The sequence below is a fragment of the Aurantimonas sp. NFXS3 genome (genome assembly GCF_049132005.1).
GTDB lineage: Bacteria > Pseudomonadota > Alphaproteobacteria > Rhizobiales > Rhizobiaceae > Aurantimonas > Aurantimonas coralicida.
On sequence record NZ_JAGDDZ010000006.1, the window covers coordinates 224,637 to 244,470 of the forward strand.

Below are 19,834 nucleotides of genomic sequence, written 5' to 3' on the forward strand. Positions count from 1 at the left end.
CCCGAATTTCCATAATCGTGCAAAGCGAGGTTCAGATGTCTCTCGAACCGGGCCAATTGGCCGAACATTCGATAACCGATTACGAGGTCGGTCAAGACAACATGCAACGGTTCGGGCTGGATATTCATAATCCGGTTTTCCCGATTTCCGCCGGCGTCATCATCGCCTTCGTCACCTTCACCCTGCTGTTCCCGACGATGGCGGACGGCTTCTTCGGGTGGCTGCGTCCGGCGATCACCAACACCTTCGACTGGCTGTTCATCATCGCCGGCGACATCTTCGTGCTGTTCTGCCTGTTCCTGATCGTCTCGCCCTACGGCAAGATCCGGCTCGGCGGAAAGGACGCGCGTCCGGACTACGGCTATTTCGGCTGGTTCGCGATGCTGTTCGCCGCCGGCATGGGCATCGGCCTGATGTTCTACGGCGTGTCCGAGCCGATCACCCACTTCACCGCCGCCATGGAAGGCGGCTCGGCTGCACCGCTGGGTGGCGCTCCCGGCGACATCGAGGCGGCACGCCGTCTTGGCATGGCCGCCACGATCTACCACTGGGCGCTGCATCCCTGGGCGATCTACGCCGTGGTGGCGCTGGCCCTCGCCTTCTTCAGCTACAATCTCGGTCTGCCGCTGACCATCCGCTCGGCCTTCTATCCGCTGCTCGGCGAGAAGACCTGGGGCTGGCCCGGCCATCTGATCGACATCCTGGCGGTCTTCGCCACGCTGTTCGGTCTGGCGACCTCGCTCGGCTTCGGTGCGGAGCAGGCGGTGTCCGGTCTCAACTTCCTGTTCGGCGTGCCGGATTCGCTCCTGTCCAAGATCGTGCTGATCTGTCTGATCACCGCCGTCGCGCTGGTGTCGGTCGTGGCCGGCCTCGACGGTGGCGTGAAGCGGCTGTCGGAGCTGAACATGGTCCTGGCGCTGCTGCTGATGCTGTTCATCTTTGCAGTCGGGCCGACGATGGATCTCGTCTACGGCTTCTTCGGCAACTCCGTCGCCTATCTGCGCGAGGTGATCCCGCTGTCGAACCCGTTCGGCCGGACCGATGACGGCTATCGCACCGGCTGGACGACCTTCTACTGGGCCTGGTGGATCAGCTGGTCGCCCTTCGTCGGCATGTTCATTGCCCGCGTTTCGCGCGGTCGTACGGTGCGTGAGTTCATCACCTGCGTGCTGCTCATCCCGACCGTCGTTTCGGTGATCTGGATGACGATCTTCGGTGGCACCGCGCTGACCGAAACGATCGCCGGCTACACCGGGATCGTGGACGCCGACCTGTCGGTCAAGCTTTTCGCCATGCTCGGCGAGCTGCCGCTGTCCTCGATCAGCTCGTTCATCGGCATCATCCTGGTGATCGTGTTCTTCGTGACCTCGTCGGACTCCGGCTCGCTGGTGATCGACACGATCACGGCAGGCGGCAAGATCGACGCGCCGGTGCCCCAGCGCATCTTCTGGGCGACCTTCGAAGGTCTGGTGGCGATCACGCTGCTGATCGGCGGTGGTCTGGCGGCCCTGCAGGGGGCGGCGATCACGACGGGGCTTCCCTTCGCGGTGCTGCTGCTCGTGCTCTGCTATTCGACCCTGCGCGGGCTCCATGGGGAGCTGAAGCAGCCGTTCCAGCAGCACGCCGAGGCGGAAGCGCGCGCCGCCGAATAGGCCGCCTTCCCAGGACGACAAACCGACGGCGGGGCCAGCCACTGGCCCCGCCGTCTTGCGTTCGGACGGTGTTCTCAGCCTGCCGACACCGGGCTTCTCCGGCATCTTACGCCACGTCGCGCCATCGGTTAGAAGGCGGCCATGTCACAGCTTCTCATCGTTGCCGCCGGCGGTGCCGTCGGCGCCACCCTCCGGCACCTCTCCGGCATGGCTGCCATGCGCCTGTTCGGCGCGGGATTTCCGTGGGGCACGGTCTTCGTGAACGTCTTCGGCTCGTTCCTGATGGGGCTGTTCATCGAGCTGGCGGCACGACGCTTCGGAGCCTCGCAGGAAGTTCGCCTGTTCGTCGCCACCGGATGCCTGGGCGGCTTCACCACCTTCTCGACCTTTTCGCTCGATGCGATGGCGTTGGCCGAGCGCGGATCCCACACATTGGCGGCGATCTACGTGATCGGGTCGGTGGTTGTGGGGATCGCGGCGTTGTTTGCCGGTCTCGCCCTCGCGCGCGGGCTCGCCTGATGCTATCTGCACCAGTTCAAGCGGAAGGCATGTGATAATGGCGTCGGTCGAACAAAGACGGATCGAGGATGACGAGGCGGGATTGCGCCTCGATCGTTGGTTCAAACTGCACTACCCGGGACTGGGCTTCGGCCATCTGCAGAAGCTGCTGCGCTCGGGACAGGTGCGCATCGACGGTGGTCGCGCCAAGACCGATACCCGGGTGCAGCCCGGGCAGATGGTTCGCATTCCGCCGATGAGCGGCGATGCGGGGCGTCCGAAGATCGGGCCGCTGACGGCCAACACCATGCGCGACAAGCACGATGACGAGGTGTTGTCGCAGATGCTGATCTACGAGGACGAGAAGGTCTTCGTCTTCAACAAGCCGGCAGGACTGGCCGTGCAGGGCGGCTCCGGCCTGAACCGGCATGTCGACAAGATGCTGGAGGCTTGGCGCAGCCGCAAGGGCGAGAAGCCCCGGCTGGTCCACCGCCTCGACCGCGACACCTCCGGCGTGCTGGTCGTCGCCCGCACCCGCGGCGCGGCCACCGCGCTGACCAAGGCGTTCCGCGAGCGCGACACCAAGAAGACCTACTGGGCCATCCTCAAGGGCGTACCGGTGCCCCATGAGGGCCGCATCTCGACCTTTCTCGTCAAGGAACAGACGCCGGACGGCGACCGCATGCGGACCGCCAAGCATGGCGAGGAGGGCGCCGACCATGCGCTGACCCATTACCGGGTCATCGAGAACCTGGCGCAGAACTTCTCCTGGGTGGAGATGGAGCCCTATACCGGCCGCACCCACCAGCTGCGTGTCCACGCGCTGCATATCGGCAACCCGATCCTGGGCGACCCGAAATATTTCGAGCATGACACCAACTGGGAGTTTCCGGGCGGCGTCCAGAAACGGCTGCACCTCCACGCCCGCCGCATTGTCATTCCGCATCCGAGCGGCGGCTTCATCGACCAGATCGCACCGCTGCCGCCCCACATGATCCAGACCTTCAATCTGTTCGGCTTCGACGAAACGGCGATGAACGACTGATGAAGGCCGTTCTGTTCGATTGCGACGGCACGATTGCCGATTCCTGCGGGGTCATCTGCGCCACGATGCGCCTGGCCTTCGAGGCACACGGCCTGCCGGCGCCCGAGGATGCCGCGACGCGGGGCATTATCGGCCTGTCCCTCGACCAGGCGATCCGGCGGCTGCATCCCGTCGCCGAGCCGGCGCTCGTCGCGACTCTCGTCGACGGTTATCGGCAAGCCTTCCGCATCCAGCGCGCCGATCCCGATTTCCGCGAGCATCTGTTTCCCGGCATGAAGGCGCTGGTCCAGGATCTGGCGGCGCGCGACGACGTGTTCGTAGGGCTGGTGACCGGCAAGTCGCGCCGTGGCGTCGCCTCGATCTGCGAGGCCCATGGCCTGACCGACGCCTTCCTCGCGGTCCGCACGGCGGACGACTGCCCGTCCAAGCCGCATCCAGCGATGGTCGAGGAATGCTGCACGGTCTTCGGCGTTGCGCCGCGCGATGCGCTGGTCGTCGGCGATTCGATCTTCGACATGGAAATGGCCCGGGCCGCAGGCGCCGCGGCCCTGGGGGTTGCCTGGGGCACGCACGAGCCGGCGCCGCTGCTCGCCTCCGGCGCCTATGCCGTCGCCGAAACCGTGACCGGGCTGGTCGAGAGCGTGGACCGCTGGCTGGCGGACCCGATCATCCAGCCCGCGATGCGGCAAGCCGCTCCGGCGCTGTAGGGCGGGGTCCGGCGAGGCCGGCAGACGACAATGGCATGTGGTGCGACGCGATTGACAGCGCTCCGTGTGCGGCACGCAAGATGAGAGACACGGATGACGCAGGACAAGGCGAAGGCTGAACTGCCGAAGCGCTTCTACAGCGAGGTGACGCTAGCGCCGACCGACGACGGCTTCGCGGTGCTCCTCGATGGCCGGCCGGTGAAGACGCCTGGCCGACGGCCGCTCGCGGTCCCCATGCAGAGGGCCGCCGAGGTGGTTGCCGCCGAATGGGATGCCCAGCGCGAGCGCATCGATCCGGCAACCATGCCGATGACCCGGCTGGTCAACACCGTGGTCGAGGCGATCGCCGACGATCCGATTCCGGTGCGCGACGATCTCGCCCGCTATATCGAGACCGATCTCCTGTTCTATCGCGCCGGCACGCCGGAGCGGCTGGTGGCGCGCCAGCAGGAGCTTTGGGACCCGGTGCTCGACTGGGCGCGGGATAGCTTCGGCGCCCGGTATCTTCTGACCGAGGGCGTCATGCATGTCGCCCAGCCGCCCGCCGCGATCGCCGCCTTCCGGGAGCGCCTCGCCGGGATCGACGATCCCTTCAAGGTCGCGGCCATGCATCAGGCGACGACCCTGACCGGATCGGCGCTGCTGGCTCTCGCCCTCGCCGAAGGGCATCTGACGGCCGAGGACGTATGGCTGAGGGCGCATGTCGACGAGGACTGGAACATCGAACAATGGGGCGCCGACGACGAGGCGAGCGCCCGCCGCGAACTGCGCTGGCAGGAAATGCAGGTCGCGGCCGTCCTTCTGGACAGCGAATAAGCCGGTCGCCGCTCGACCCGGGCGGCGGCACTGCTATGGTCTGCCCGCAGGGCAGGACGGTCGCAAGGACCGCGTACAGACGCAACAGGTGAGGAAACAGGCAATGCGCGACATGCTGTCGGAACTCGAGGCGCGGCGCGAGAAGGCCCGCGAAGGCGGCGGCACGAAGCGGATCGAGGCGCAGCACGCCAAGGGCAAGCTGACCGCCCGCGAGCGGCTGACGGTGTTTCTCGACGAGGACTCCTTCGAGGAGTTCGACATGTTCGTCCAGCACCGGGCGACCGATTTCGGCATGGACCAGCAGCATTATCCCGGCGACGGCGTCGTCACCGGTTGGGGCACGGTCAACGGCCGCACCGTCTTCGTCTTCGCCAAGGACTTCACCGTGCTGGGCGGCTCTCTGTCCGAGGCCCATGCCGAAAAGGTGCAGAAGGTCCAGGACCTCGCCTTGCGCAACCGCGCCCCGATCATTGGGTTCTACGACGCCGGCGGTGCACGCATCCAGGAGGGCGTCGCGGCGCTCGGCGGCTATGCCGAGATTTTCCAGCGCAATGTCCTGGCCTCCGGCGTCATCCCGCAGATTTCGGTGATCATGGGCCCCTGCGCGGGCGGCGACGTCTATTCGCCCGCGATGACCGACTTCATCTTCATGGTCCGCGATACCTCCTACATGTTCGTCACCGGTCCCGACGTGGTGAAGACCGTGACCAACGAGACGGTGACGGCCGAGGAACTGGGCGGCGCCTCCATCCATACGGTGAAGTCGTCGATCGCCGACGGTGCCTATGACAACGACGTCGACGCGCTGCTGCAGATGCGCCGGCTGATCGACTTCCTGCCGGCCTCCAACACCTCGCCGGTGCCCGAGCTCGACTACAGCCAGTCGGTGACCGCCGAGGACGTGTCGCTGGACACGCTGATCCCGGACAACGCCAACAAGCCGTACGACATCAAGGAACTGATCCGGAAGACCGTCGACGAGGGCGACTTCTTCGAGATCCAGGCCGCCTTCGCCGGCAACATCGTCACCGGCTTCGGCCGCATTGAGGGCCGCACCGTGGGCATCGTCGCCAACCAGCCGATGGTGCTGGCCGGCGTTCTCGATTCCGACGCCTCGCGCAAGGCCGCGCGCTTCGTGCGCTTCTGCGACTGCTTCTCGATCCCCGTGGTCACCTTCGTCGATGTGCCGGGCTTCCTGCCCGGGACCGCGCAGGAATATGGCGGCCTGATCAAGCATGGCGCCAAGCTGCTCTTTGCCTATGCCGAGGCGACCGTGCCGAAGGTCACGGTGATCACCCGCAAGGCCTTCGGCGGCGCCTATGACGTCATGGCGTCCAAGCATCTGCGCGGCGACATCAACTATGCCTGGCCGACGGCGCAGATCGCGGTGATGGGCGCCAAGGGGGCGTCGGAGATCATCCACCGCAAGGACGCCAAGGATCCGGAGAAGCTGGCGGCCCACACCAAGGCCTACGAGGAGCGCTTCCTGTCGCCCTTCGTCGCTGCCGAGCGGGGCTATGTGGACGAGGTGATCATGCCGCATTCGACCCGCCGCCGGGTCTCGCGGGCGCTGGCAATGCTGCGTAACAAGGATCTCGAGAACCCCTGGAAGAAGCACGACAACATCCCGCTGTAAGGGGAGCTGAGGACAGGGCGGCGAGGAGCGCTCGGCCTGCCTGGCATGCCGGCGATCAGTGCTGGGCCCATTCGGCGATGGCGGCGCCCATCGCCGGATGCATCAGGTATCCGTAGAGATCGTGCGGGTTGGAGACGAGGGCCCCGGTCGCCGCATCCGCATAGTGCCAGCAATTGTAGATCTTGCGGTCGCTGATCTGCCCGACGAAGCCGGCGCGCATCATCGCGCCGAAGGTCGACCGCATCCGCTCGACATGGGCGATGTAGTCGTCCTCGGCGTGGATATTGCGCCATTGCCGGATCTGCCGCGGAAATTCCTCGTTCGCTCGTGCCCAGCCGCCGAGCAGATTGCGCCGCACGCCGGGTTCGCCCAGCGGGCAGCCGCAGGTGATCCAGCGCGCGACATGGCCGCCACGCGCCCGCAGCGGCTCGTATTCGCTCATGTAGGACAGCTTCCACAACACGTCCCAGGCGACGATGCAGCCCATGCTGTGGGTCAGGAGGCAGATATCGTCGCGCGCCTCCATCGCCGGGAGAAGCACCGACTGCAGCCGGCTGCGGATCGCCGAGGAGACGATCTGCGAGGTGAGATAGGCTGAGAGGTCCGGCAGGGCGCCGGAGATCAGCCGATCGTTCAGGAAGCCGAAGGTGAAGAGTTGGCCGAACAGGCTGGCAATATCCGCCGCCTCGTCGAGCAACCGCCAGTCCTCCGCCTCGGCCAGGACGGCGCGATAGGTCGTCCGGTTGAAGCGGCGCAGCGCCGAGGTGAGGGCGTAGCCCACCTCGATCAGGTCGAAGGGCAGGGCCGGCCGGAACGCATAGCGCGGATCGTTGGTCGCGGTGAGAATGGCGCGCTTGGCAGGATCGGCTGCCGCGATCTCGTTGTTGATGTCGCCGTAATAGATGAAGGACAGTTTGAGGTCGCCGGCTTCGAGATCGGCCAGCGCGATCCCGGCGTCGGCCCGTCGCAACCCCTCGCGAAGGGCTGTCCCGACCATCGCCGCCATCAGGCTGCCGGCTGGTTTCACCGAGCGCCCGTGAACCAGAATCAGATGCTTCGCCATGTCCGGGCTCCGCATGCATCTGCCGCACGATCACGGTACTCTGGGTTGTGTCCGCGCACAACCGCCGCCTGAACGACGAAAAGCGCCGCCCCGTTGCCGGAGCGGCGCTCGATTCGTCCCTGGCAGGCGAAGGCCTGCCGGAGCTTACTTGATCTTGGCTTCGCGGAACTCGACGTGCTTGCGCGCGACCGGGTCGTACTTGGTCTTGACCATCTTCTCCGTCATCGTGCGGCTGTTCTTGCGCGCGACGTAGAAGAAGCCGGTGTCGGCGGTCGAGAGGAGCTTGATCTTGATCGTGGTTGCCTTGGCCATGGCCCTATCCGTTCGCTGATGCGTGCCGCGTCTCGAACTGACCGGCCCTGTGCCGGTGCCGTTCGTCCAGATGACGGCGGAAACCCAAATTGTTCGATTCGCGAAAAGCCGCTGCAGCGGTAGCACGCGACGATGCGCCGGCGCAGGGCGTCGGCGAATTCGAGCCGGACCATAGCCATGACGGCAGCCAAGTCAAGACCGGTCGCGGGCCCAGACCATGCGGGCGACGGTGAGAACCAGATAAAGCCCGAAGAACAGCGCCAAGGCCCAGGCAAATCCGTTGTAGCCGAAGAGATCCATCGAAGACCCGATGGTCTGCGGACCGACCAGCATGCCGGCCGAATAGCAGAACACGAAGGCGGCGTTGGCAGCGGCGAGATCGGCGCCCCCGAGTCGCGAGCCGAGATGGGCAAGGCCGACCGTGTAGAGGCCGGCCACGACACCGCCCCACAGGAACAGAAGGCTCGCCATCAGCCACCAGTCGGTGCCCAGAAGCGGCAGGCACCGCGTCCCGGCCAGCCCGACCGCCGCGAACAGGGTCAGCAGCGAGCGCCGGTCCCGTACGCGGTCGGAGATCAGTCCGATGGGGATCTGCATCAGGACGTTGCCGAGGCCGATGGCAATGAGCAATTGCGCCGCCGCGGCCTCCGTGTAGCCGAGCCGCTCGCCATAGATCGGGAAGAGGGCGAATCCCCCGGCTTCGACCGCGCCGAAGATCAGCACCGCGCCGGTGGCCGTGGGAACCGATACGATATGGCGCCAGAACGCCCCGTGGCGCCGCTCGCCCAGCGCCGGCTGACGATCCCAGGCGAACAGCAGCGGGATCGCCGAGGCGAAGATGACGCCCGAGCCGATCGCGAAGGGCAGGAAGCCCTGCGAGCCCACCACCGAGAAGATGTAGGGGCCAAGCGCGAAGCCGAGCGACAGGACGGTCGCATAGATACCGAGGATGAAACCGCGGCGGCTCGGCGGCGCGGCGGCGTTGATCCAGAACTCCGACAGGACGAACAGCGCGGTGATGGCGAAGTGGAAGACCAGTCGCAGCGGGAACCACGTCCAGAAGGCGGTGAAATAGTAGAAGCCGAGGGCCGAGACACCGGACAGGACGATCGCGATCAGCATCGACAGGCGCACGCCGAGGACGCGCGCAATGGGCGTGACGAGCGGCGCGGCCAGCAGCGAGGCGACGCCCGCGACAGCCGTGTTGGCGCCGATCATCGTGGTGGAGATGCCGCGGCTTTCGAGGATGACGCTGAGCAGCGGCAGGCCGAGACCGAGCGCGATGCCGACGGCGCTGATCGAGGCGATGGCGGCGCCGGCGGCAACCCAGTCGACGCGTTCGATCCCGGCTTCCGCTTCGGCCACGATGTCGTCGGCGGTTTGCCTGTCCATCGGTCACCGCCCCGTTGCGTCAGAGCGATTCGCGTACGAACTGGCCGCGAATGGCCCGGTAGAACGGCATCGGCCGCGCCGGGTCGCGCCAGGTCCCGTCGGCGATGCGCGCCTTCAGATCACCGACGATGCGCAGGGTGATCGGTGCCAGCGACAGCTCCTGGAGCGCGTTCAGATCGACCCAGGCAAGCTCTTCCAGCTCGTCCGTCGGCAATTCGTCGAGGGCGAGCTGATGGCCGATCGCATCGGCGGCGACACAGAAGAAGCGGGTATCGTAGCGCCGCGGGGGACCAGGCGGCGTGATCGCCCGCGCAATGGGCACCAGCATCTCCGGGGCGGGGCGGATGCCGCGTGCGCCGAAGACGCTCCAGTGCTCGCCCTTGCCGGCGAAGCTGCCGGGCGCGCCGATCATGGCGCCCGCCTCCTCGAAGGTTTCCCGGATCGCGGCGAGCGCCGTTGCGGTGGCGCGCCGTCGGTCGTAGCGGGCCGGGGGGCCGGCACAGAGGCGGTCGAGGGCAGGTTCGGAGAGGGCGAAGTCGCGGGCCAGCGCCAGATCGGACGGATCGACCCGGCCGCCGGGAAAGACATAGCGTCCCGGCATGAAGACATGCTTCGTGGAGCGTCGTCCCATCAGGACGCGGGCCGTGCCGTCGCTGTCGTCGACGATGAGCAGCGTTCCGGCGTCGCGGATCGCCTTGGCCGCCGGCAGTCCGCTCGGCCGGGCAAGCCGCGCCCGTTCGGCGTTCAGTGTAGCGAGCGGATCACCGGCCTCGCTCACCCGACGCGATCCGCCTCGTCCTCGGTGCCGAAGCCGCCGAGGCGCAGCGACCATTGCAGGCCGATGGTGGCGCCCTTCAGCGGCTGCAGGAGTGCCAGCGAGAGCACCAGCGTGACCGGAACCCACATCGCCAGATGCGTCCACATCGACAAATCGTAGGAGGCTTCGATTCCCATGAAGAGGGCGACCACGATATGCCCGACGATGAAGATCGTCAGATAGGGCGGTAAATCGTCGGCGCGGTGATGGTGGATCTCCTGGCCGCACACGGTGCAGTCGTCGACGCTGCGCAGATAGCTGCGGAACAGCTTGCCTTCACCGCAATTGGGGCAGTGGCAACGGAAGCCGTTGACGAGCGCCGGCCAGAGCGGGCGATCGCCTTCGGCGCTGTTGGCCCGGGCCTCGGCGTCTGCGTGCATGGTCACACTGTTCATCGTTTCTTCCTGACCTTCCCGGCGACGTTCTTCTCGCGGCGGCCGAAGCGCTGCTTGCGTCCGGTCTTGTGGAACGAGCCCGCCTCGCGCGGCAGCTTGCGCGGCTCGCTGAGCATCTCGAACTGCATCGAGCCGGCCAGCGGAATGGCCTCCTTCAGACGAATCTCGACGGTGTCGCCGAGGCGGTAGCCGTTGCCGCTGCGGTCGCCAACCAGCGAACGTCCGACCTCGTCATAATGGAAGAACTCGTTCCCCAGTGTCGATATGGGAACGAAACCATCGGCGCCAAAGGCCGGAAGCGCGACGAAAAGCCCCGCTTTCGTCACGCCGGCTATGCGTCCCTCGAAATCGTCACCGATCCGGTCGGCCAGATGGTGGGCGATCAGCCGGTCGACCGTGTCGCGCTCGGCCGCCATGGCCCGGCGTTCGGCCCGCGAGATCTCCTCGGCGGTCGCCTGGAGATTTTCCTCGTCCTCGCGGCTGAGCCCGCCTTCGCCGAGATCGAAGGCGGTGACCAGCGCCCGGTGCACGATGAGATCGGCATAGCGGCGGATCGGCGAGGTGAAATGCGCGTAACGGTCGAGGTTCAGGCCGAAATGGCCGATATTGTCCGGCGAGTAGACCGCCTGCGACTGGGAGCGCAGCACGACCTCGTTGACCAGGCTCTCGTGCTCGCTGGCCTTCACCTGGCTGAGGATGCCGTTGAAGTGTGAGGGGCGTAGCGTGCCGCTCTTGGCCAGCGAGATTTCCAGCGTGCGCAGGAACTCGCGCAGGGATTCCAGCTTGGCCAGGGACGGCGCGTCATGGGCGCGGTAGATCAGCGCCTGCCGCTTGGATTCGAGGCTCTCGGCCGCCGCCACATTGGCGAGGATCATGAACTCCTCGATCAGCCGGTGGGCGTCGAGGCGAGCCGGCACGACGACCTTCTCCACCCGGCCGTCGGGGCCGAGCTTGAGCTTGCGCTCGGGCAGGTCGAGGTCGAGCGGCTGGCGGCGTTCGCGCGCCGAGCGGGCCAGTGCGTAGGCCGCCCAGAGCGGCTTCAGCATCGTCTCGGTCACATGCGGGTCGACGTCGCCGGTCGCCCCGTCAATGGCCGCCTGGGCGGCCTCGTAGGCGATCTTGGCGTGGCTGCGCATCATCACGCGGTGGAAGCTGTGGTGCCGCTTCTCGCCATTGGCGCCGAGCACCATCCGCACGGCGAGCGCCGGCCGGTCGACATTCTCGCGCAGCGAGCAGAGGTCGTTGGAGATCCGCTCGGGCAGCATGGGCACGACCCGGTCGGGGAAGTAGACCGAATTGCCGCGCAGCCGGGCCTCGGAATCGAGCTTGGTGCCGGGGCGGACGTAATAGGAGACGTCGGCGATGGCGACGGTCACCACCATGCCGCCGGGATTGGCCGGGTCCTCGTCGGGCGCGGCATGGACCGCGTCGTCGTGATCCTTGGCGTCGGCCGGGTCGATGGTGACCAGCGGCAGCGACCGCCAGTCCTCGCGATGCGCCATGCTGGCCGGGCCGGCGGCCTCGGCCTCGCTCAGCACCGCCTTCGGGAAGACATGCGGAATGGAATGGGCATGCAGTGCGATGGTCGAGATCGCGCGCTCCGATTCCATCGAACCAACGACATCGGTCACGGTGGCGAAGGGCAGGCCGAGACGCGCGCGCGGCCCCGGCTCGACGGCCACGAGGTCGCCGTTACGCGCACCGTTCTCGTCGCCGGGCTTGATGGCGTATTCCGGCTGCTTGCGCTCGACCGGTTCGACCCGGCCGCCGCCGCCGGGCTTGGCGCGGAACACGCCCAGGGCCGTCGTCTTGCGCTGCTCCAGAACGCGGATGATCCGGGCGATCCGGGCGCCGCCCTCGTCCTCCTCGATGCTGGCGAGGATGCGTTCGCCGAGGCCCGCCGCCGGGCTTTTGGCGCGATCCTGCCGCACGGCCAGACGCGGCCGCTCGCCATCGACGGCCTCGTCCCAGCTCACCGGTTCGGCCAGGAGACCGCCGTCGTCGTCGCGGCTGCGGATTTCCAGAACCGCCACCGGCGGCAGGACCCCCGGCGTCGAGAAGCGCTTACGGCTTCCCGCCAGCAGCCCCTCGGCCTGCAGATCGGCCAAAAGATCCTTGAGCGCGACGCGCCCGTCGCCCTTGACCGCAAAGGCCTTGGCGATGTCGCGCTTGGAGGCGCGGCCGGGATTGTCCGCGATGAAGCGGAGCACCGCCTCGCGCGTGAGCTCGGGCGGTGCGTCGTTCCGGGACCGGCCTTTCGCCAAGGTCTACTCCTGATCCCAGGGCACCGAATCGTCGGCGGCCTGCGGTTCGGTGGTTGTCTTCGCCGCCGGCTTCCTGGCCGTGGCAGTCTTCTTCGCGGGCGCCTTCTTGGCCGCCGGCTTCTTCACTGCTGCCTCGCCATCGGCATCGGCCTTCGCCGCCGTCTTCTTGGGCGCGGCCTTCTTGGCGGGCGCCTTCTTCGTGGCAGCCTTCTTGGCCGCCGGCTTCTTGGCAGGAGCCTTCTTGGCGTTCGGCGTCTTGCCGGTCTTCTCAACCCGCTCGTTGATCAGCTGGATCGCCTCTTCCAACGTGACGCTGGCGGGGTCCTTGGCCTTGGGCAGCGTCGCATTGACCTTGCCAACATTCACATAGGGCCCGAAGCGGCCGTCCCGAACGGTGATCTGGCCACCATATTCGGGATGCTCGCCGAGGGTCGCCAGCGCCGCGGGGGTGCCGCGTCCGCGGCCGCCCTTTTCCTTCTTCTCCGCAATGACGGTGACGGCCCGGTTGAGGCCGACCTCGAACACGTCCTCGATGGTCTCGAGATTGGCGTACATGCCGTCATGGTTGAGGAACGGCCCGTAGCGCCCGAGACCGGCCAGGATCGGCTTGCCGCTTTCGGGATGCAGGCCGACCTCGCGGGGCAGCGACAGCAGCCGCAGCGCCTTGTCGAGATCCATCTCGCTGGCCTGCCAGCCCTTGGGCAGGGACGAACGCTTGGCTTCCTTGCCTTCGCCGCGCTGGACATAGGGGCCGAAACGACCCGTGCGCAGGGTCACCGGCTCGCCGGTTTCCGGATCGACGCCGAGATCCGACGGACCCTCGTCGGCGGCCGCACCGTCGCCCGACATGTTGGTGCCGAGCTGGCGGGTATAGCCGCAATCGGGATAGTTCGAGCAGCCGACAAAGGCGCCGAACTTGCCGAGCTTCAGCGACAGCTGGCCGTTGCCGCAGCGCGGGCAGGCACGCGGCTCGGTGCCGTCTTCCTTGGGCGGGAAGACCAGCGGGCCGAGTTCGACGTTCAGCGCGTCCAGAACATTGGTGACCCGCAGTTCCTTGGTGCCGTCGACCTGTGCGGAGAAGTTCTGCCAGAACTCGCGCAGCACGTCCTTCCAGGCGAGCTGGCCGGCCGAGATCAGGTCGAGCTTCTCTTCCAGCGCCGCGGTGAAGTCGTACTCGACATAGCGCTCGAAGAAATTGTGCAGGAACGCTGTGACAAGACGCCCCTTGGCGTCGGGCAGAAGCTTGCGGGCCTCCTGCACGACATAACCGCGATCCTCCAGGGTCTGCAGCGTCGAGGCATAGGTCGAGGGCCGGCCGATGCCGAGCTCTTCCATCTTCTTGATCAGCGACGCCTCGGAATAGCGCGGCGGCGGCTCGGTAAAGTGCTGCGAGGCCTCGATGGCGCGCTTGGCCAGATCCTCGTCGGCGAGGATTTCCGGCAGCCGGGCGCGGTCGTCGTCCTCGTCACCCGGATCGCTCGCCTTGCTGTCGTCGCGGTGCTCGACATAGGCGCCGATGAAGCCGTCGAACTTGATGACCTGGCCGGTAGCGCGCAGGGTCGCGGTCTCGCCTCCATTGGTGGCGACGATCTCGGCGGTGGTGCGCTCGATCTCAGCGGAGGCCATCTGGCTGGCGATGCAGCGCTTCCAGATCAGGTCGTAGAGGCGTGCCTGGTCACGGTCGAGATAGCGCTCGACATCCTTGGGCGCGCGACCGAACTCGGTCGGGCGGATGGCCTCATGGGCCTCCTGCGCGTTCTTGGCCTTGCTCGAATAATAGCGTGGCTTTTCCGGAACATAGCGCTCGCCGAAAGCGGCACCGATCGACTTGCGCGCGTCGGCGATCGCCTCGGGCGCCATCTGCACGCCGTCGGTCCGCATATAGGTGATCAGGCCGACGGTCTCGCCGCCCACATCGACACCTTCATAGAGCCGCTGCGCGACCTGCATGGTGCGCGAGGCCGAGAAGCCGAGCTTGGCGGAGGCCGCCTGCTGCAGCGTCGAGGTGGTGAAGGGAGGGCCCGGATTGCGCTTGGTCGGCTTGGCCTGGACGCTGTCGACCCGGTAGGTCGCCCCGTCCAGCATGGCGCGGATCGTCTCGGCCTTGTCGCCGTCGCCGATCGACATCTTCTGCAGCTTGTCGCCGCCGAAGCCGGTGAGGCGGGCGCGGAAATCGTCGCCGCGCGGCGTCGCCAGCATCGCGGCAATCTGCCAGTACTCTTCCTTCTTGAAGCGCTCGATCTCGGCTTCGCGGTCGCAGACGAGGCGCAGCGCCACCGACTGGACGCGGCCCGCCGAGCGGGCGCCGGGCAGCTTGCGCCACAGCACCGGCGACAGGGTGAAGCCGACGAGATAGTCCAAGGCGCGGCGGGCGAGATAGGCGTCCACCAGCGGCTCGTCGATGGCGCGCGGATTGGCCATCGCGTCGAGCACGGCCTTCTTGGTGATGGCGTTGAACACCACCCGGCTGACCGGCTTGGTGCCGATCACCTTCTTCTGCCGCAACACTTCCAGGACGTGCCAGGAAATCGCTTCGCCTTCGCGATCCGGATCGGTGGCGAGCACGAGGCCGTCGGCCTTCTTGACCGCCTGGGCGATCTCGCTGATTCGCTTCACGGACGGCTTGCCGACCTCCCAGCTCATCGCGAAGTCCTCGTCCGGGCGCACCGAGCCGTCCTTGGCCGGCAGGTCGCGGACGTGACCATAGGAGGCGATCACCTGGTAGTTGCTGCCGAGATACTTGTTGATCGTCTTCGCTTTGGCGGGCGATTCAACGATGACGACATCCATGACAAGGCAGTCCTGAGAGAAGAGAGATGCGACCCGGTAAGGTCGCCTGTGCGGCGGAGAATTCAGCGACGAACAGCGCGTCGACCGCACCGTCACATGGACAGTCCGGCGCGACCGGTCAACCCCGGCGGGATCGGGACCCCGCGAAGGTTGCAACCAATAAGGGAAAATCTCTATAATCCCAACCTGCAGACGAGGCGGTGGGCTGCAGGATCAGTGGCCGGTTCAAACCGCGTTCGGGAGCGTGCCGACCATGACAGCACATCCAGAGGACCGGGAAGCGAGCCTGCGCTACGTGAGCGACATGTTGGCGCAACTGAAGGTTGTATTCGGCGCGCCGCATAACTCGTTGCTGGGTTATTTCCTGGAGATGGCGCGGCTCGAGGCCGAGCATCAGCTCACGTCCGGTGCCCGGCGCTCAGAGAAGTAGCGAGACCAGTCCGCCCGGATGTCGCTCGAGGCGGCCCGCCAGATCGAGTTCGAGAAGCACGAGTTGCACGACACCGGGCCGCGCACCGGTGTGGAGGATGATGTCGTCGACATCGATCGGCGTCGGCCCGAGCGTCTCGATGATGCGCTCGCGTTCGCCCTTGGCCGGCTCGTCGGTTTCCTGGCCCGAGGGCGGTTCCTCGATGGCGGGCGGCATCCAGCCCATGCGGTCGTCCAACGGTCGCAGCGCCGCGGTCACGTCGTTCGCCTCGGTCGCCAGGATCGCGCCATTCTTCAGAAGCTGATTGGCACCGGCGGCCCGCGGGTCGAGCGGCGATCCGGGCACGGCAAAGACGATCCGCCCGATCTCGGCGGCGATCCGCGCGCTGATCAGTGAGCCCGAACGCAGCGCCGCCTCGGTCACGACGAGACCCAGGGCCAAGCCGGCAACGAGCCGGTTGCGCCGGGGAAAATCGCGCGAGCGCGGCTCCCATCCGAACGGCCGCTCGGACAGGAGGCATCCGCCTTCGTCGATGATCCGGCGCATCAGCGGCCGGTTCTCGTCGGGGTAGGGCCGGTCGAGGCCGCCGGCAAAGACGCCGATCGTGCCGGTGGTCAGCGCCGCCTCGTGCGCGGCGGCATCGATGCCCCGTGCAAGGCCCGAGACGACGACGTAGCCGGCCCGGCCGATCTCGTCGGCAAACTGGCGGGTAAGCTTGATCCCCGAGAGCGAGGCGTTGCGGGCCCCCACCATAGCGACGGCGGGCTGATGGAGAACCGTCTCGGTGCCCATCACCGCCAGCACCGGCGGCGCGCTCTCGGTGGCCTTGAGGAGCGGCGGGTAGTCGGGCTCGCCGAGACAGATGAAGCGGGCGCCCATGCGGCTGGCCCGGTTCATCTCGTCCTCGGCCGCGGCAAGGCTCTCGACGCGAACGCTGCGGCCGCCCCGCGCTGCGAGTTCCGGCAGCGCCGCGAGTGCCGCCTCGGCGCCGCCATAGCGGTTGATCAGCGATCGGAAGGTGGCGGGGCCGACATTCTCGCTGCGGATCAGCCGGAGCCAGGCGAGCCGCGTCTCGTCGGGAAGTCTGACGCCGTGGGGAGGGGCGTCAGAGGGGCTCACCCCTTGGCTCCGATCTTGCCCTCCGTGCCGGCCAGCAGCCGGCGGATATTGGCGTGATGGCGGATATAAACGATGGCGGTCAGGATCGCGGTGAGGGCGGCCGCGTCTATGTAGCCGAGCGCGACATAGACCACCGGCACGACCAGCGTGGCGACGAGCGCCGCCAGCGAGGAATAGCGGAAGAGGAAGGCCACCGAGAGCCAGACCACCGCGAAGACCAGGACGCCGATGGGCGCGATGCCGAGCAGGATGCCGAGATAGGTGGCGACGCCCTTGCCGCCCTTGAACCCGACCCAGACCGGGAAGAGGTGGCCGAGAAACGCCGCGAGACCCGCGAGGATCGCCGCTTCGCCGCCCCAGCGCGAGGCGATCAGGACCGGCACGGTGCCCTTGAGGACGTCACCGGCCAGCGTCAGCGCCGCCATCGGCTTGTTGCCGGTCCGCAGCGCGTTGGTCGCGCCGATATTGCCCGAACCGATCTTGCGGATGTCGCCGAGGCCGAAGAGCCGCGCGAAGATCAGCCCGAAGGGAATCGAGCCGACGAGATAACCGCCAGCAACGCAGGCCAGCCAGATCGGCCAGAGGCTTGAGTCCCAATCCACCATTCAGCCCCCGCTCCGGTCCGATTCCGAAAAGACTGTGCGGCCCGCGACGAAGGTCCGCAAGACCTGGCCCTGGAAGCGGGCGTTCTCGAAGGCGGTGTTCTTGGAGCGCGAGCGGATGCGGTCCTCGCTGAACAGGAACGGCGCTTCCAGATCGACCAGCGCCATGTCGGCGACGGATCCGGGCGCCAGCGTGCCGCGATCGAGGCCGAGGAGCTTTGCCGGAGCGGCGGTCACCGCCTCGATGATGCGCGCCAACGGCACGGCGCCGGAATGATGCAGCCGCAGCGCCGCCGGCAGCAGCGTCTCCAGGCCGATCGCGCCGCTCTCGGCCTCGGCGAAGGGCCGGCGCTTGCCGTCGGCGTCCTGCGGATCGTGGGACGAAACGATGATGTCGATGGTGCCGTCGGCCAGCGCCTCGACCATGGCGGCGCGATCCTCCTCGCGCCGCAGCGGCGGCGACAGGCGGAAGAAGGTGCGGTATTCGCCGATGTCGTTCTCGTTCAGCGACAGATGATTGATCGACACGCCGGCCGTCGCCGCGATGCCGCGCCGTTTGGCCCGCCGCATGACGTCCGCCGATTCGCCCAGCGAGAGCTTGGCGGCGTGGTAGCGGCAGCCAGTGAGGACGGCGAGCCGCAGGTCGCGCTCCAGCGGAATGATCTCGGCTTCGGCCGGCGCGCCCGGCAGGCCCAGCCAGGAGGCCAGCAGCCCCTCGTTCATGACGCCGTTGCCGGTCAGCGCCGCATCCTGCGTTTCGTGCATGACCAGGGCATCGAAATCGCGCGCATAGGTCATGATCCGGCGCAGCAGCACCGGGTCGGCGATGGTGTGGCGGCCGTCGGTGAAAGCGCGCACGCCGGCCCCGGTGAGAAGGCCGATCTCGCTCATCTCCTTGCCCTTCAGGCCGCGGGTGAGCGCTGCCGCGGGGAAGACGTTGACGACGGCGGTATCGCGCGCCGTCCGCATGACGAATTCGGCGATCGCCACTTCGTCGACCACCGGATTGGTGTCGGGCATGGTGAGGATCGAGGTGACGCCGCCGGCCGCCGCCGCCGCCGAGGCCGAGGCGATGGTCTCGCGGTGTTCGCCGCCCGGCTCGCCGATGAACACCCGTGCGTCGACGAGCCCGGGCACCAGCAGCAGGCCTCGGCCGTCGACGATCTCGGCGCCGTCGGGCGCGCCCTGGTTGAGCGCGTCGGCGCCCGCGGCGACGATATGGCCGTCGACGACGACGACCGTGCCGACCGCGTCCAGCGACCGGGCCGGGTCGATGATCCGCACATGCTCGATGACGGTCGGAGCTGCAACCCTCATGCCGAGGCCTCCGGTCCGCCGATGAGGGCCGACATCACGGCCATGCGCACGGCGACGCCCATCTCCACCTGTTCCTCGATGACGCTCTGCGGCCCGTCGGCGATCTCCGAGGCGATCTCGACGCCGCGGTTCATCGGCCCGGGATGCATGACCAGCGCGTCGGGCCGGGCGTGGCGCAGCTTGGCCGCATCGAGGCCGAAATAGCGGAAATACTCCCGCACCGACGGCACGAAGGAGCCCTCCATGCGCTCGCGCTGCAGGCGCAGCATCATCACCACGTCCGCGTCCTTCAGCCCGTCTTCCATGCGCCGGTAGACCTCGACGCCCATCGATTCGATGCCGCTCGGCAGCAGTGTTGCCGGGGCGACGACGCGGACCCGGGCGCCCAGCGCATTGAGGAGCAGGATGTTGGAGCGCGCGACGCGGCTGTGCAGCACGTCGCCGCAGATCGTCACCGTGAGCCGGGCGATGCGGCCCTTGTGGCGGCGGATGGTGAGCGCATCGAGCAGCGCCTGGGTTGGGTGCTCATGCGCGCCGTCGCCGGCATTGACCACCGAGCAGGCGACCTTCTGGGCCAGCAGCGCCACGGCGCCGGCCGAATGGTGCCGCACGATCAGGATGTCCGGCTGCATGGCGTTGAGCGTCATCGCCGTGTCGATCAGGGTCTCGCCCTTCTTCACCGACGAATTGGCGACCGCCATGTTCATGACGTCGGCGCCCAGCCGCTTGCCGGCCAGTTCGAACGACGCCTGGGTGCGGGTCGAGGCCTCGAAGAACAGGTTGATCTGGGTGCGGCCCTTCAGCGTCGACTTCTTCTTGTCGCGCCGGCGGCTGACCGCCACCTCCGCCTCGGCCAGATCGATCAGTTGTTCGATCTCGTGGGGTTGCAGGCGGGCGATACCCAGAAGGTGTCGCTGGCCGAACGGGGGAAAAGGCAGGGTCGCGCTCATTAAAACGACGCCTATAGGCAATCCGTGGT

At 67.4% G+C, this 19,834-nt stretch carries 18 protein-coding genes; 7 read left to right on the forward strand and 11 right to left on the reverse strand.

All coding sequences use genetic code 11. The features are described from left to right. Window positions 1-35: 35 nt before the first annotated feature. The 6 genes from J3367_RS17440 to J3367_RS17465 all read left to right on the forward strand — a co-directional run bounded on the left by J3367_RS17440 (window position 36) and on the right by J3367_RS17465 (window position 6,354). Complete coding sequence (locus tag J3367_RS17440) at window positions 36-1,652, forward strand: BCCT family transporter (protein ID WP_024351702.1); 1,617 nt, start codon at window positions 36-38, stop codon at window positions 1,650-1,652. 141 nt (window positions 1,653-1,793) lie between these two features. Beyond that, on the forward strand, window positions 1,794-2,171 hold the full coding sequence (gene crcB, locus J3367_RS17445) for a fluoride efflux transporter CrcB (protein WP_024351703.1): 378 nt from the start codon (window positions 1,794-1,796) through the stop codon (window positions 2,169-2,171). 37 nt (window positions 2,172-2,208) lie between these two features. After that, window positions 2,209-3,195 carry an RluA family pseudouridine synthase gene (locus tag J3367_RS17450; protein WP_024351704.1) on the forward strand — a complete coding sequence of 329 codons (987 nt, stop codon included), beginning with the start codon at window positions 2,209-2,211 and terminating at the stop codon, window positions 3,193-3,195. Beyond that, window positions 3,195-3,902, forward strand: a complete 708-nt coding sequence (locus J3367_RS17455; protein WP_024351705.1) for an HAD-IA family hydrolase — start codon at window positions 3,195-3,197, stop codon at window positions 3,900-3,902. Before J3367_RS17450 ends, J3367_RS17455 begins: the two co-directional genes overlap by 1 nt. Before the next feature lie 93 nt (window positions 3,903-3,995). After that, a complete protein-coding gene (locus J3367_RS17460; protein WP_024351706.1) occupies window positions 3,996-4,718 on the forward strand; it encodes an ATP12 family chaperone protein in 723 nt (240 codons plus the stop codon). 103 nt (window positions 4,719-4,821) lie between these two features. Beyond that, entirely contained in the window at window positions 4,822-6,354 is a 1,533-nt protein-coding gene (locus tag J3367_RS17465; RefSeq protein ID WP_024351707.1) for an acyl-CoA carboxylase subunit beta, read from the forward strand. A 55-nt stretch (window positions 6,355-6,409) separates the two neighbouring features. Here J3367_RS17465 and J3367_RS17470 read toward each other — a convergent pair whose 3' ends face one another. The 7 genes from J3367_RS17470 to topA all read right to left on the reverse strand — a co-directional run bounded on the left by J3367_RS17470 (window position 6,410) and on the right by topA (window position 15,387). Further along, window positions 6,410-7,417: a hypothetical protein gene (locus J3367_RS17470; protein WP_024351708.1), complete on the reverse strand. Its 1,008-nt coding sequence runs from the start codon at window positions 7,415-7,417 to the stop codon at window positions 6,410-6,412. Window positions 7,418-7,561: 144 nt separating this feature from the next. Further along, the gene (rpmG, locus tag J3367_RS17475) at window positions 7,562-7,729 is read right to left on the reverse strand and encodes a 50S ribosomal protein L33 (RefSeq protein WP_024351709.1); all 168 of its coding nucleotides are present in this window, start codon (window positions 7,727-7,729) and stop codon (window positions 7,562-7,564) included. A 192-nt stretch (window positions 7,730-7,921) separates the two neighbouring features. Beyond that, on the reverse strand, window positions 7,922-9,121 hold the full coding sequence (locus tag J3367_RS17480) for an MFS transporter (protein WP_421461862.1): 1,200 nt from the start codon (window positions 9,119-9,121) through the stop codon (window positions 7,922-7,924). Between the two features lie 19 nt (window positions 9,122-9,140). Next, entirely contained in the window at window positions 9,141-9,899 is a 759-nt protein-coding gene (locus J3367_RS17485) for an NUDIX domain-containing protein (protein ID WP_024351711.1), read from the reverse strand. Beyond that, on the reverse strand, window positions 9,896-10,333 hold the full coding sequence (locus tag J3367_RS17490; protein ID WP_024351712.1) for a DUF983 domain-containing protein: 438 nt from the start codon (window positions 10,331-10,333) through the stop codon (window positions 9,896-9,898). The genes J3367_RS17485 and J3367_RS17490 overlap by 4 nt, the downstream gene beginning before the upstream one ends. Then, window positions 10,330-12,597, reverse strand: a complete 2,268-nt coding sequence (gene rnr, locus J3367_RS17495) for a ribonuclease R (RefSeq protein WP_024351713.1) — start codon at window positions 12,595-12,597, stop codon at window positions 10,330-10,332. Before rnr ends, J3367_RS17490 begins: the two co-directional genes overlap by 4 nt. A gap of 3 nt (window positions 12,598-12,600) precedes the next feature. Next, window positions 12,601-15,387 carry a type I DNA topoisomerase gene (gene topA, locus J3367_RS17500; RefSeq protein WP_024351714.1) on the reverse strand — a complete coding sequence of 929 codons (2,787 nt, stop codon included), beginning with the start codon at window positions 15,385-15,387 and terminating at the stop codon, window positions 12,601-12,603. Window positions 15,388-15,640: 253 nt separating this feature from the next. Between topA and J3367_RS17505 the strand changes: the two genes are divergently transcribed. Continuing rightward, window positions 15,641-15,817: a hypothetical protein gene (locus J3367_RS17505; RefSeq protein ID WP_421461864.1), complete on the forward strand. Its 177-nt coding sequence runs from the start codon at window positions 15,641-15,643 to the stop codon at window positions 15,815-15,817. On the opposite strand, the gene dprA is transcribed toward J3367_RS17505, so the two are convergent. Genes dprA through J3367_RS17525 form a run of 4 tightly spaced genes read right to left on the reverse strand, consistent with a single transcriptional unit; the run spans window position 15,806 to window position 19,805 of the window. Further along, window positions 15,806-16,936 (reverse strand): DNA-processing protein DprA, encoded by a 1,131-nt coding sequence (gene dprA, locus J3367_RS17510; RefSeq protein WP_024351715.1) that lies wholly within the window; start codon window positions 16,934-16,936, stop codon window positions 15,806-15,808. The two genes, J3367_RS17505 and dprA, sit on opposite strands and share 12 nt — an antisense overlap. Beyond that, window positions 16,933-17,541: a glycerol-3-phosphate 1-O-acyltransferase PlsY gene (plsY, locus tag J3367_RS17515; protein ID WP_421461866.1), complete on the reverse strand. Its 609-nt coding sequence runs from the start codon at window positions 17,539-17,541 to the stop codon at window positions 16,933-16,935. Before plsY ends, dprA begins: the two co-directional genes overlap by 4 nt. Further along, the gene (locus J3367_RS17520; RefSeq protein ID WP_024351717.1) at window positions 17,542-18,855 is read right to left on the reverse strand and encodes a dihydroorotase; all 1,314 of its coding nucleotides are present in this window, start codon (window positions 18,853-18,855) and stop codon (window positions 17,542-17,544) included. Then, on the reverse strand, window positions 18,852-19,805 hold the full coding sequence (locus tag J3367_RS17525) for an aspartate carbamoyltransferase catalytic subunit (protein WP_009209692.1): 954 nt from the start codon (window positions 19,803-19,805) through the stop codon (window positions 18,852-18,854). Before J3367_RS17525 ends, J3367_RS17520 begins: the two co-directional genes overlap by 4 nt. Between the last annotated feature and the right edge of the window lie 29 nt (window positions 19,806-19,834).